The 13,842-nt window shown below is 47.1% G+C and carries 12 protein-coding genes; 3 read left to right on the top strand and 9 right to left on the bottom strand.

Annotation, left to right across the window (positions count from 1 at the left end; genetic code table 11):
- The coding region (locus Q0236_RS00150) for a C4-dicarboxylate ABC transporter (protein WP_297913582.1) at positions 1 to 670 on the top strand (670 nt) is incomplete at its 5' end.
- 275 nt (positions 671 to 945) lie between these two features.
- Here the strand turns inward: Q0236_RS00150 and Q0236_RS00145 are convergent.
- The 9 genes from Q0236_RS00145 to Q0236_RS00105 form a co-directional block, all read right to left on the bottom strand.
- Positions 946 to 1,431, bottom strand: coding sequence for a hypothetical protein (locus tag Q0236_RS00145; protein ID WP_297913579.1), 486 nt, complete (start codon positions 1,429 to 1,431; stop codon positions 946 to 948).
- Positions 1,432 to 1,473: 42 nt separating this feature from the next.
- Positions 1,474 to 2,103: a LysE family transporter gene (locus tag Q0236_RS00140; protein ID WP_297913577.1), complete on the bottom strand. Its 630-nt coding sequence runs from the start codon at positions 2,101 to 2,103 to the stop codon at positions 1,474 to 1,476.
- A 10-nt stretch (positions 2,104 to 2,113) separates the two neighbouring features.
- Complete coding sequence (locus Q0236_RS00135) at positions 2,114 to 3,040, bottom strand: hypothetical protein (protein ID WP_297913574.1); 927 nt, start codon at positions 3,038 to 3,040, stop codon at positions 2,114 to 2,116.
- Complete coding sequence (locus Q0236_RS00130; protein ID WP_297913571.1) at positions 3,037 to 3,654, bottom strand: hypothetical protein; 618 nt, start codon at positions 3,652 to 3,654, stop codon at positions 3,037 to 3,039. The genes Q0236_RS00135 and Q0236_RS00130 overlap by 4 nt, the downstream gene beginning before the upstream one ends.
- A 238-nt stretch (positions 3,655 to 3,892) precedes the next feature.
- Complete coding sequence (fdh3B, locus tag Q0236_RS00125) at positions 3,893 to 4,450, bottom strand: formate dehydrogenase FDH3 subunit beta (protein WP_297913568.1); 558 nt, start codon at positions 4,448 to 4,450, stop codon at positions 3,893 to 3,895.
- 9 nt (positions 4,451 to 4,459) lie between these two features.
- Positions 4,460 to 7,381, bottom strand: a complete 2,922-nt coding sequence (locus tag Q0236_RS00120) for a formate dehydrogenase subunit alpha (RefSeq protein ID WP_297913565.1) — start codon at positions 7,379 to 7,381, stop codon at positions 4,460 to 4,462.
- 10 nt (positions 7,382 to 7,391) lie between these two features.
- Positions 7,392 to 7,589 (bottom strand): twin-arginine translocation signal domain-containing protein, encoded by a 198-nt coding sequence (locus Q0236_RS00115; protein ID WP_297882827.1) that lies wholly within the window; start codon positions 7,587 to 7,589, stop codon positions 7,392 to 7,394.
- A 252-nt stretch (positions 7,590 to 7,841) separates the two neighbouring features.
- Complete coding sequence (locus Q0236_RS00110; protein ID WP_297913562.1) at positions 7,842 to 8,711, bottom strand: molecular chaperone TorD family protein; 870 nt, start codon at positions 8,709 to 8,711, stop codon at positions 7,842 to 7,844.
- Complete coding sequence (locus Q0236_RS00105) at positions 8,711 to 10,393, bottom strand: 4Fe-4S dicluster domain-containing protein (RefSeq protein ID WP_297913559.1); 1,683 nt, start codon at positions 10,391 to 10,393, stop codon at positions 8,711 to 8,713. Before Q0236_RS00105 ends, Q0236_RS00110 begins: the two co-directional genes overlap by 1 nt.
- A 238-nt stretch (positions 10,394 to 10,631) precedes the next feature.
- Between Q0236_RS00105 and Q0236_RS00100 the strand changes: the two genes are divergently transcribed.
- Positions 10,632 to 12,821, top strand: a complete 2,190-nt coding sequence (locus Q0236_RS00100; RefSeq protein WP_297913556.1) for an autotransporter outer membrane beta-barrel domain-containing protein — start codon at positions 10,632 to 10,634, stop codon at positions 12,819 to 12,821.
- Between the two features lie 177 nt (positions 12,822 to 12,998).
- The coding region (gene selA / locus Q0236_RS00095) for an L-seryl-tRNA(Sec) selenium transferase (RefSeq protein WP_297913553.1) at positions 12,999 to 13,842 on the top strand (844 nt) is incomplete at its 3' end.

The following is a 13,842-nucleotide window of genomic DNA, read 5'->3' as shown; positions in this document are numbered from 1 at the left end:
GGTCGCCTCGCTCTGGCGGGACTTCGCACCCGTTTATGACACGCTTTTTTGCGTGGGCGTCGTGTTTCAGACCTTTATTACGCTGCACGTCGTGTCTTTTTGGATCAAAAATAACGTCCAGATCGCGCACTCAAACCCCGCGTGGTTCATCCCGATCGTGGGCAATCTCTTTGTCCCGCTTGCAGCGCCCGCCGCGAGCGAGCTTGCGTGGTATTACTTTGCGATCGGGATATTTTTTTGGCCCGTGCTTTTTGCGGTTTTGTTTTACCGCATCATCTTTCACGATCAGATGCCGCAGAAATTTATCCCGACGCTTTTTATCGTGATCGCGCCGCCTGCGATGGCGTTTTTAGACTACGTCAAACTCACCGGCGGCTTTGACGTGACGGCAAAGATCATGCTCTACGTCACGCTATTTTTCGCGCTTCTCATCCTTTTTATGTTTAAAAGCTTTTTGCGGCTTAAATTTTTCCTCTCGTGGTGGGCGTTTACCTTCCCGACGGCTGCGGCTAGCATCGCGTTTTTACGAGCGTTTGAGTTTAACGGGATCAAATTTTTCTTGTTTGCGGGAGTTGCAGGTTTTGCCATCTTGTGTGTTTTTATAGGTATCGTGGGCTTTTACACGGTAAAAGCTATGCGGCGCGGCGAAATTTGCGTGCCTGAGGAGTGAAATTTCATGCGAGCTCGACTTAAAATTTTGGCAAGCGTAAAACAAGGCAGACTCGAACGCCGGCGGTAACGTGGCGAAATTTACATGCAGCTTTAAATTTGGAATTACGATAAATTTTAACCGAGCGGAATTCTATCGTCGCAGAAAGTTCGTCTAAATTTAAACTCGCCATGTGTTTTAGAGTTTAAATTTATGCGTCCCCGCGGCAAAGAGGCATAATGCGGACGCAAAATTTACGATCGAGGCAGCACCGATCTCGCGCCGTAGCGTTAAAATCAAATTTCGTAGCGATAAATCTTGCCGAAATTTTCATCCAAAGTGTAGCTAAACTCGCCGCCTGCGTAGTAGATCATCACGCCGTCGTCAAGCTCGAAGCGCTGATAGACGCGCAGCACAACCTCGTTTTCGCTGATGCCCTGGACATGGATAAAGATATCGCTCTTCCTGCCCGCGGTCATCGCCATTTGATAGAGCTGATTAAACAGCGCGTATTCGGCGCCTTTCTCGGGGTCTTCTTGCGATAAAAAGCCCTCCAGCACGCCCAGCATCTCCGCGCGAAATTCCGTCCTGGCGCGCGCATAGGCGTTTTGGATATTTTCGATCTGGTTGGTATCGAGTAAATTTAAAAGCGAATGTTTGCCCACGTAAAGCGTCACGCTCGATGTGATTTTGCCGTCCTTGTCGGTCACTAGTCGCAGAGCTTTCTCTACGCGCCACAAGGCCTCTTTTAGTTCGAGCCCGCTTTCAATTTCAATTTTCATCATAGATCCTTTATCAAGAATGCGGAATTTTAGCGTGAAATTTTAAATTTTAAAGACAAACTTCGCGATCAGATACGCCATATACAGCATCAAAACTCCCACTAGCGCGTCGATTATGCGCCATGCTCTGCTGCTTGCAAAAAGCTTCGAAAGCGCCCGCGAGCCGTAGCCCAAGCCGAAAAACCACGCAAACGATACAAACATAACCCCCGCGTAAAACCACGGCTTCTGGGCATCTGCGATCGTAGCGCCGAGCGAACCCACGACCACGACGGTGTCTAAATACACGTGCGGATTTAGAAGCGTCACCGCAAGGGCTTTGGCTACGACGGGCGCCAGCGGGCTATTTGCCGAGTTTTGGATCTTGGCAAAATGCGAGCCCTTATAGGCGCTAAAAAACGAGCTTAGCGCGTAGCAGAGCAGAAATATGATCCCGCCTATGCCTAAAATTTGGGTAATAAGCGAGCCCTGCTTAAGGGCGCCGCCGATTAAAAATATCCCTATGCCCGTAAATACGGCATCGCTTAGCGCGCAGACCGTGCAAACAGCCGCGACGTGGTTTTTTGCAAGACCTTGGGAGATGACGAAGATGTTTTGCGCGCCGATCGCGACGATGAGCGAGAGCATCAGCGCGGCTCCTTGCAATAAAATTCCGATCGGTAAGGAGTTCAAGGCCGCGCCTCTACCTGTTTTTACTTTCGCAGGCGGAGCTTTGCATCTCGGCATCAGAGTCAGCCGCTGCCACACTTTCGGGCGCAGCGTCAAGCTCATTATCGCCCGCAGAAAATTTAGACGCAGAATTCTCGGCGCCTATGAAATTTTCGCCCTCAGCGGCGTTATTTGAGGAAGCAGCATTATTCGACGTAGCGGAGCTTTGGGCATTTAAATTTGAAGCGCCCTTTAAATTCTGCGCGCCGTTTGAATTAGCGGCGCTATTAGAATTTTGCACGGCGAAATCCTGTGCCACGCCGAAATTCTCCGCGCCTAAATTTTCATCTAAATTTTGTGCGCCACAGGAATTTTCGCTGGAATTTTGCAAAGCGAAATTTTCATCGCGGAGGTTTTTGGCTTTAAAATTTTTACCGCTACCCGCGCTTTTTTTAGAGCCCTTAGCACCCTTGCGAGCTTTTGAAGCGGTTTGTTCTTCCTCAGAGCTTTGCGAAAGACCCGCTTTCTCGCGCAAAATTTTACTCAGCTCGTAGATCGAAATTTCAAACGAGCCCGGCAGCGTAGCCTCCGTGTCGCTGTAAAATCGTAAAAAATTAAAGCGATCCTGCGCCTGCGGCGCTTTTTTGAATACAAAATTTAAAAGCTCCGTTTTGTTTCTGCCCGCGACGAAGGTTTTGGTGCCTAAATTTGCGATATCCTTGTATTCGAAGCTCTCGGAATTTGCGCCGCGCACGATCGTCAGGGCGTCCTCGCCGATCTGCAAATAATTTTTCGCGCCGAGTCTGAGCGCGCAAAAAAACGCGCAAAATGCCGCCACTACGGAAGCAAAAAGCGCCGCGCCGCCAAAGCCCGCGTGGTAGCAATATCCGCTAGCGAGCGCCAAAATCGCCGACCCCGCCAGCGTCATAGCTACGGGCTTTTTATTCTCTTTTACTATCATCTTCCCTGCTTAATCAGTTGTCTTATATATTCATAAATTTTAAAATTTAGCGCATCCATTACCGAGTCTTTAGAGCCTGGATTTTTGATGCTTTGGTAGTTGAGATTAGTTACGTAATCCTTCCAAGCACCCTTGTTTTTAACGCTTATGTAGAGGCTAATCTGCGAGTCGTAGAAGTAGTCTCTGTAATAATCGTCGTCATACCAAGGATCATAACCAAACGGCATCCCCCAACCCACGCCCACGCCCGTATATCTGTAATATCTGCCAAATCCCATACCGAAGCTAAATCTCGGATTATCCCACGATCTGCGCGAAAAATCCGCCTTGCGGAAGTAGTTAAGATTGCCGCCGATTTGGACGTTCGCCGCGCTTTTATTTACGACCTTAAATCCGTCCGCACGCAGATGCTGAATCACTACCTGGGTTAAATTTGAATCCGTCGTCGAGGTATTGGTGAAATTTACGCTTATGAGTTTATCCTGCGGAAATTCCATAATGTGAAGTGGCTCGGAAGTGCGCACGATGCCGCTATTTACGGGCACGTTTTTAGAGCAACCTGTAAAAATCAAAAACGCCGAAATGACCAAAAAAAGTGAAATTTTATTTTTCAAGACGGATCCTTTCGCTTAAGATTTCAAATCCTAAATTTGAGTGATTGTAGCATAAATTTAAAATTTTAATGTCGGCAAAAAGCGATTTTTTGAAATAATCTAGTGGCGAATGGGCAAGAGTGGAATTTTTAAATAAAATTTTGCGCCGAGCGACCGCTAAATTTAAAGCCGCCGCTCGGTTGAAATTTCTGTAAAAGAGGCGGAATTTTAAATCGTAGGCGTTTAAAATTCCACAATCTTATAGGCTCACGCCGCGCGTAAGTACGCGCTTGCGATAAACATCCGAAACTCTGCTCGCGTCGCCCACGATTAGAGCGTTCGTGCAACAGATCGCCGCACAAATCGGAACCTTGCCCTCTGCGATGCGGTTTTGGCCGTATTTATGTAGCTCTTCGTGCGAAAACGTAGGCTCCGGTCCACCCGCGCACATAGTACACTTATCCATCGCGCCTTTGATACCGAAAGCTCCGTCTCTAGGGAATTGCGGAGCGCCAAACGGACACGCGTAAAGGCAGTATCCGCAGCCGATACATTTATCTTTATCGTGTAAAACGACGCCGTCGGTTCTGATATAGAAGCATTGAACCGGGCAAACTTGCGCGCAAGGCGCATCGGTGCAGTGCTGGCAAGCGATAGAGCTTGAAACCTCCTGCCCCTCTATGCCTTCGTTTAAAGTAATAACCTTGCGCCTATTGATCTGCACGGGAACCTCGTGAGCCGAGCTGCAGGCTACCTGGCAACCATAGCAAGCGATGCAACGCTCGACATCGACGTAAAATTTTAATCTTGCCGGCATTTTATCTCCTTATGCTCTTTCTAGTCTGCAAAGACCGGCGTTAAATTCCGAAATTTGCGTATTTATGTCAAAGCCGTAGTTTGTAATCGTATTTGAACTCTCGCCTCTAATATATGGCTTAGTACCCTCAGGATAGCGCTCGCTTAGATCCTCGCCCTGGAAAATTCCCGCGAAGTTATACGGCATAACAATACGATCGGGCGTAACGGCGTGCGAATAGATGCACTTAACCTTAATCTTAGTGCCTTGCGGCGAATGAATCCACATCATCTCGCCATCTTTGATACCTTTATCAGCGGCAAGCTTAGGATTTACATGCGCAAACATCTCCGGAGTAATCGCCGAAAGATACTTGCTCGTTCGCTCAATCATGCCCGCGCCGCTTAAATTTACGAGCCTTAGCGAGCTTACGATGGTAGGAAAATCCTTGCTCCAATCCTGCTTTTTCTGCTCGGAGATAAATCTCGTAAAGACGCGGAAATTTCGTTTTTGATCCGCAAAGGTCGGATATTTCTCTACCAAATCCCATCTAGGCGAGTGGATCGGTTCGCGATGCTTTGGAATTTGATCCGCAAACTGCCAAACCTTGGCTCTGGCTCTTGCGTTTCCGCAAGGACAAATTCCAAACTCTCGGCATTTTTTAGCGATAATGCCACTATAATCTGTGCTCCACGTAGGTCCCATCTTGGCTTTTTCATCCTCGCTTAGCGTAATGCCTAAAACCTGTTCGATATTTGCTTTTGTAATCTCCGCATGACCGCCTTGAATTTTTGATCCCGGAAGGGTAATGCTCTCGTCGGCTAGCTGCGAAACGCCGTCGTGCTCTAAGCCGAAGCGGTTTCTAAAGCCCATACCGCCGTCGGCATAAGGCTTAGTTACATCGTAAAGAATCGGCGTGCCCGGGTGTTGCGTATCCCAGCAAGGCCATGGAAGTCCGTAGTATTCGCCCTCTACTTCTCCGCCTATGCCGCGCAAAGTATCGGGATCAAATAGATGCCAATTTTTCTGTTGTCTGCGAAATCTAGCTGCGGTACGACCGTTATTTCCAATACTTTGAGTATTGCGTGCGATCTCATCGGTAGCGTCGTCAGGCCAAACAAAATCGTCTTTAACCTGCTTAAGCTCACCGTCAACGATGCCCATCTTCATGCCGCGAACATATTCGTCGTAAAAGCCGAATTTTTTCGCGAATAAAAACATTACTTCTTGATCTTCTTTGCTCTCAAATAGCGGCTTAACAATCTGAGTTCTCCACTGACCGCTACGGTTTGTAGCGCTTAGATGACCTTCGCTCTCAAACTGCGTAGCTACCGGCAAAACATAAATTCCATCCGGTCTATCGTTTAGAATCGCTACTTCGTTTAAAAACGGCTCGGCGACTACCAGCATATCGATCTTACCTAATGCTTCTTGAGTCTCGCGAACATGAGCCATAGAAGTAATTCCTGTGCCTTGCACCCAAAGAACGCGGACATTGCCACTACTTAAAACGGGCTCGTTTTTCAAAACGCCCTGCCACCATTTAGATAGCGAAAAGCCCTTTTCGTTGCGCCAATTTATCGTATCTTGCTCGATGCTCGGATCGTAGTGAAAATACTCGGTAAAATTCGTACCAGGCACTTTTTCACCCTGCTTTTCGTGCGGCTGCTTAGTAGAGACGGCAAATCTTTTAATAAACTGCTCGTAATCTACGCCCCAGCCCTTGCAGAAGTGCTTCCAAGCGTTATCGGCTAGCCCGTAATACGCAGGCAAGCTATCCGAGAGATTGCACATATCGGTAGCACCCTGAACATTATCGTGACCTCTAAGGATGTTGCAGCCACCGCCTGGCTTGCCCATATTGCCTAGTATGAGCTGCAAAAGAGCCAAAATTCTAGTATTTGAACTTCCGATCGAGTGCTGTGTAATGCCTAAAGCCCAGCATAAAGTAGCGGGCTTTGTAGTAGCGAACATCCTCGTAAATTCTATCAGCTCCTCTTCTTTGCAGCCGGTAACATTGGCTACCTCTTTAGGATCCCACTTCTCAGCTTCCGCCTTGATCTCATCTACGGCGTAGGTTCTGGTTTTTATTACTTCTTTATCTTCCCAGCCGTTTTTGAAGATTAGATGCAGCATTCCGTACACAAACGCTATATCGGTTCCCGGACGAATTCTAATATACATATCGGCCTTAGCCGCAGTTCTAGTAAAATTTGGATCGACGACGACGATTTTTGCGCCGTTTCTATCGCGAGCTTGAAGAGCATGTTTCATAGCTCCCACTGGATTTGCAACCGCGGAATTCGCACCTATGAAAAGGATCATTTTAGAATTTTTCGCCATATCGCCTACGTGATTTGTCATAGCTCCATAACCCCAAGTATTCGCCACACCGGCGACTGTTGCGCTATGTCAAATTCTGGCTACGTGGTCGTTGCTGTTTGTACCCCAAAAGGCTGCAAATTTTCTAAAATAATATGCCTGCTCGTTGCAAAATTTAGCCGAACCCAGAAATACCACACTATCTGGGCCGTCCTCTTTGCGGACTTGAAGCATTTTATCGCCGATTTCATCAACGGCTTGCTCCCAACTTATGCGCTCCCACTTGCCACCAACCTTTTTGAGCGGATATTTAAGACGCATTTTAGATTTGGTTAGATCGATTTGATCGATTCCCTTACAGCAGTGACTGCCCTGCGAGATCGGGTGATCTACTGCCATATCTTGGCGAATCCAGGTATTGGTGCTCTCATCCACTTGAGCCTCAATACCGCAGCCTACGGAACAGATCGAACATATCGTTCGCTTCATAACGGAACCTGGAAATGGGTTTTTGATCTCTTGCTCAGTAGCAGCTCTTAGCGTATTATTTTCGCCAAACGCAGCTACGCTGCTCGCTCCTAAAGCGGCGAGTTTCAAAAACGATCTCCTTCCGATCGCATTCTCACTCATGAAAATTCTCCTAGTAAGCTACTTTATAGTATTTTTTCCACGCTTCACTCTCCCAGTAAAGCACCTCTTTTTTCGGTGATTTGCCACGAACGGTATCGCCGTAATCCTGCTCGCTTTTCGCTAGAGCCTGAGATGCGGCAATGCCCACGGCGCCTACCGCGCCGATTTTTAGAGATTTTTTAAGAAAATCTCTGCGTTTGTTCTCCATGGTTTTCCTTTGTGAAGAAATCGCTTTAAATCTTTTATTGTAGTAACGCCTGTTACAGGATTTAAGTCTAATGAATTATAACGAAAAGGCAGTGAGATGGAAATTAAATTTTAAGTTACTTTTTAAATTTTATTTAAAATTCAAAATATAAAGTTCTAACTAAAAAACTACTCGCAAAACTAGAGTTTGCGAGTTTAAAATTTAACCGAAATTCTGCTTTTGCGTTAAGATTTCCGTTAAAAATTTTATTTATCAATCCAGATTAAAAATATCTTCCGGATTGGTAAATTTATTTTGATAGCCGCCTTTTTTGATCGCTTCTTTAACGACGCTACGATCTTTCTTTTGCGGAGCAGCAAGCGCTAAAAGCGAGCGTTCAAGCGCAAAAAAGCTTCTCATTAGTGCGCCTAATGATTTGAAAAAATCCGCCCGCACATGCCCGCACAAAAGCTCGCTAAACTCATCCACAAAGCTGTTGGTGACATTCGTAAAAAGCTCTAACGCCAGCGTTTCGCCGTCTTGCGCACCGATGAAATTTTTAGCATATTGCGCGCTCGCAGTATTTTTACCATCCTGCGGGCCTGTAAAATTTTTACTGCCATGCAAATCTACAGAATTTTTTCTGTCTTGCGCCGTCAAGCTCGCGCTATTCGTAAAATTTTGCTCGTTTGCCACGGAATTTTGTCCGTTTAAAACTGCGCTATGTTTTGCAGCCGCGTCGCGCAGCAGAGTCGAATGCAGGTAAAAAATAAATCCCACATAATCCTCGCACTCCTTGCAAAGCTCCATATTGCGGCGAAATTTACTCTTTTTTAGCACGTCGATTACCGCGACACGCATACGCCCATCGTCGCGTCCCTCGTCGTAGAAGCTCGCACTCATCGGCACGTTGGCGTATGAAAAATCAAAAAGCACGGAATTTTGCTCGCTTTTAAACGCTGCAAAATCGAATTTCGCCAAATTTTGAAATTCCGCCTCATCGCTAGGCACAATGGGCGAGCTGCGTAAAAACTCCAGCTGTTCCTTCCAGCGCTTAAATTTCGCATCCGTTTCATAGAAAAAAAACGGAATTGCAAAAAATTCGTAGTAGTAGCTTCTTGCTTGAAGTAGATTCGCATCCATTACATTGCCCCTTTTCTAGCATCTTCTATCTGCTTTTTTATCATTATTTTCGCCTTGCAATCGCCGCAGCAAAAAAGAGTCTTCATCTTTTCAGGCTCGTTTGCAAAATGCGCACCCATCATATCCGCGATCTTCATCACGGCTTTGCTCGTCGCGAATTCCTTACCGCACTCGATGCACTTAAAAAGCTCGTCTTTAGCTAGCATTTTGTAATTAAAAAATCCCGGCTCAAGCTCCACGCCGCAAGGCTCAAGCTCGATCGTATCCTTTTCGGCGCAGCTTAGCACGCAGTAGTTACACGTCGTGCAAAGCGAGGCGTTAAATTTAATCGAATTGTCGCTGTTATCGGCATACAGCGCGCCGGTATTACAGGCGCCCACGCAGCTAAGGCAGAGCGTGCAACTTGCTTCGTTTATGCTTACTTTGCCAAATTTTAGCAACTCTCCGCTTTTTACGACGCCGAAGCTACCATCGCCAACCATCGCGCTTACGCGTTTGGAAAAAATTTCTTTCTTGCTAAGACCCTGCTCGTTTAAGCTAAACGCCCAGGGCTGAGAGCTTTGCGCCTGCTTTAGCGCCTCTTGTAGCTCGGCTAAATTTCGCGCTAAAAATACCGCGTCCTTGCCGTAGATCGCGCGCGAAATTCCATTGATAAGCTCCACCGCTTCGCGCGTGCTCTCGCCCACGTCTGCGCCGTAAACGATCACGCTCGAGCCGCTTTCTTGCATCGCGCTTAGCAAATTTGCCTCATCTATTTGCTTGCTTCCAAAAATTCCAAACGGTAGCACGCCGCATGGAAGCTGCACTGCAGGTGCGGATGCGATTTCGCTCTCTGCGATGAGAAGCGGAATTTTGCCTGCATAGAGCTTTGCGATCTCGCCAAATACTCTTTGGGGCAGCTTGGCAAATTTCAGCGCGCCGCTAGGGCAGACGCTCACGCATTCGCCGCAGCCTATGCAGTCGATGTGCGAAAACACGAGCTCGCGCTTTTCGTCGTTTTTCAAAATCGCAACGGTGGGGCAGACTTCGACGCATTTTGCGCACAGATCGTTTCGCCTGCCCTGATACTGGCAGATCGCGGGATCGAAAATCGTAGAATTTCGGTAGCGATAAACGGGGCTTTTGCTTTGCAAAATTTCTAAAATTTCACCGTCTTTTAGCCCCGAAATTTCATAGCAGCCGCTTTGGCGCAGCTGATATGCCTGCGCGCCGCGCACCAAGAAAAAATCGCTTTGTACTTCAAACTCGCCCTCTTTGCCCGAAATGCTTACGCTAAGATCGCCGATCTCGCCGTAAACGAACTTTATCTCGTCTCTGCTTAGCGCAATCACCTTAAATCCGTGCTGCTTTAATAGCGCCACGAGTTCCTCTTGCGGCTCGTCACAGGCAAGGATGACGTTTTTGCCCACAGGCTTTTGATGATCGCTATACAGCGCGCCGTCAAAGGCAGCAGCGGCGGCTTCGTATAAAATATCTACGTTTTGCGCGATTACCAGCGGTTCGTCTTTGGTATTTGCGATATAAAAATTTATCTGCGGCGCGTAAATTTGAGCCTTTAATTTAGGCGAGTTGGCGACGATAAATTCCTCGTTTTTCGCCCCCTCTTCATCGCCGCAAATTTCGATGCCGTCGCTTAAAACCACATCGGAAAACCCGGCGCTATAAAATCCAAAATCTTTCATAATCTATCCTAATTGATAAAATTAAGCCCCTTTTACTCTTAATTTATAAATTTTTCGTAAATTTAGCGCCGCTCGCTTTTTTATAAAAATGAAATGCTCTTGGGCGCAGAGGATAAATCAATCTAAATATAATTTATAATATAAATTTAAATTACGCTATACCTGGTTTAAGGTGTATTAAACCTATGTTTAAATATAATCAAAAAATAATCCAAATTTCTTTTTAAAGGATTGCAAAATGAAGCGAGTGGGAATTCTACTATCTTTTGTAGTGATGGGTTCTTTGTACGGAGCGGAAACCGTAACCATAAATGCAGATACTCCGAAATCTCAATACGAGCCGTATCTGGAGATGGATGCGGTTATGAATGGGTACTGTAATTTCAATGCCGGTAAAAAAACCAATAATTTCTCCGGCAATACGCTCATTTGGAACGGTACGCCGCCAAATATCGATGATGGCAAAGGCCTATTCATCTACGGCGGATTGGCTGCCGAAATGGTACCCGGCAAATTACACTCCAACGATAATAAGGTCTTTATAAACGGCGGCGGCGGTATCCAGATGGTCTATGGGGGCTCTGCGGAAGTAGGCGGCAGGGCCGAGCGAAACAGCGTCGTAATCGACGGAGCCAATACCAGAATAGTTCAAGTCGTCTACGGCGGCTACACCAACGGCAACACTCTTGCTTCAAATTCCGTCTTAATTAAAAACGGCAGGATCGAAGGAAACGTCATCGGCGGGTATTCCACCAGGGGCGATGATATAACGAAAAACGAAGTGACGATCGAAGGCGGCGTTATCGAAAAAGACGTCAGAGGCGCTTACTCCGACGGCAGAGGCAATGTGCACGGAAATATCGTAACCATCAGAGGCGGCGAGATACGAGGCACCATATACGGCGGCAAGTCAAATTCCTTAGTAGCGATCGATAACATCGTAAATTTAGATGCAAGCGAGCTAAATTTAAATACGATAGTCGGCGGTTACGGCAACCGAAATAACTTCAACGACTCGGTCAAAGGAAACACGCTAAACGTCCGCGGAAAAAATATAAACGCGGGTAATATTTTAAATTTCGAAAAGATAAATTTTTACCTGCCGAGCGATATTAGAGCGAACGACGTCGTGTTAAATTTAAGCGGAAGAACCAAATGGGGCTACATCACGAGCGATAAAAAGACCGATCTGAATATAGCCAAACTCGCCGTTACTATGGGCGGGCAGAGCAATAATCTAAATAAAAACGACAAGATCGTCCTGCTAAAAAATCCTCAAGGCATAATCTATCCTGCGGAAATGACGAACCATAAGGAAAATCTGCAAGCTATGGCGGGAATTTCTACGATATATGAGTTCGGTCTGCAAAAAGACGGCGAGGAGCAAGCCAGCGAAGGCAAGGAGCTATACGCGGTGGTGCGAAGCAAGGTTACTCCACTAACGCCGCTGGAGCCATCCGAGCCTATAGGCGATAATCAGGGCGGAGGCGTAAATAACGCAAAAAGGCTGATCGATACCGTCCAGAAAAGCATCCTAGAGCCTACCGCAGGAGCGATGGCTTTGATCGGACAGAGCTTTGATGCCCTATCAAATTCCAATCTAAGCAGCGACGGCGCGGGCGGCGCGGTGCTAAGCGGAATGAAAGCTTCGGATATGAGGCTGGAATCGGGTTCGCACGTGGATGTCAGATCAGCCTCATTTGCGCTAGGTTTAGCGAAGGAATTTGACTCTTTGCTTACCTCGCTCTTTATGGAATTCGGCGGCGGCAGATACGATACATTCAACGAATTCGGCGGCACTTTTAACGGAAACTACATATCCGATATCAGAGGAAGCGGCCATATGAGATATTACGGCGCGGGCGTTTTGGGCAAGCTTGATCTGCCTAGCGATTTTTACGTCGAAGCCTCCGCAAAGATCGGCAGGATCAAAACGGATTACAAAGCCGTGCTACCGGACGGTACGGAAGCAAGCTACGACGTTAACAGAAACTACTACGGCGCGCACGCAGGAATTGGCAAGGTATTTGAGATAAGCGACGCTTCGGACCTAGATCTTTACGCGAAGCTCTTTTTTACCAGAGTGGGCAAAAAGCAGGTCGAGATAAATTCCGAAAGCATACTTTTAAAACAGAGCGACTCCTTAAGAACGAAACTCGGATTTAAGTACTCCTACGAGCTGGGGCAAAGCCTGGATCTTTTCGGCGGGCTTGCTTATGAGCGGGAATTGGACGGTAAGGCAAAGGGTTTAAATTTAGCCTACGGTACGGACATCGCTTCGCCTTCGATGAAGGGCAATACCGGCATTGCGGAGGTTGGAGCGAAGCTAAAAAATCTAGGAAATTTTGAAGCCGCAGCTAAATTTGAAGGTATGGTAGGCAAGCGAAAAGGACTTAGCGCAGGACTAAACTTAGAATATAAATTTTAACCTCACAAAAAGTGTCCGCCAAAACTCGGCGTATTAAATTTATAGCTTACGCAAGAGGCTTGCTTAAAATTTTAAAAACGCAGCAAAGCCTCTGCGCGCGGGGCGATCTTTCAAAATAAAGTTTTGCAAAAGCTTATTTTGCTAAAATCGCCTAAATTTTAAGGCATCGGGGTCGCAATGCAACGAATCAAACTACCAAAAATCGACAAAATCGCAAACGCGCGGGAGTTTCAAAACTGTCTCCGCCCGCAAATCATCAAAATCGCGCAAGAGCTCATCCGGCAGGAGCGCGAAAAGGCGCTGCAAGGAGGCGCGGTCGCAAGCGAAAGCGAGATCATCGCGCGCATCAAATCGCGCTACGAAAAATTTCAAAATCTAAGCCTCAAACCGCTTATTAACGCAACCGGCGTCGTACTACACACAAACCTCGGCCGCAGCGTTATCAGCGCCGAAATTTTAGCCCGCGCGCAAAAGATCATCACCTCATATTCAAATTTAGAATACGACCTATCCGAGGGGGCGCGCGGCAACAGATACGACTACATAGCGCTTTTGTGCAGCGAGCTCTTCGGCGCGCAGGACGCACTCGTGGTAAATAACAACGCTGCGGCGGTCTTTTTGGTGCTAAATACCTTCGCACGCGGACGCGAAGTGGTGGTAAGCCGCGGCGAGCTAGTCGAGATCGGCGGGAGCTTTCGAGTAAGCGAAGTGATGGCAAACTCGGGCGCAAAGCTCGTAGAGATCGGCACTACGAACAAAACCAAGCCGGACGATTACGAAGAAGCGATCAATGAAAACACGGCGATCTTGATGAAGGTGCACCGCTCAAATTTTAAAATTTCAGGCTTTAGCTCTAGCGTAAGTGCTGCGGAAGTAGCGGCTCTCGCACGTCGCGCCTCACAGGCAAAGAGAGAATTTTTAGCGCTTAGAGCGGCAAGCTTTAAAAATTTAGCAGATCTTTGCGGCGGCTCTTCGGATTCGGCGGGCGAAATTTTAAATTCCGCGGCGAATGATTTAAGCT

The organism is uncultured Campylobacter sp. (assembly GCF_938031315.1).
Taxonomy (GTDB): Bacteria; Campylobacterota; Campylobacteria; order Campylobacterales; family Campylobacteraceae; genus Campylobacter_B.
Note: the sequence above shows the minus strand (reverse complement) of the source record. Positions and strands in the feature narration are given on the sequence as shown.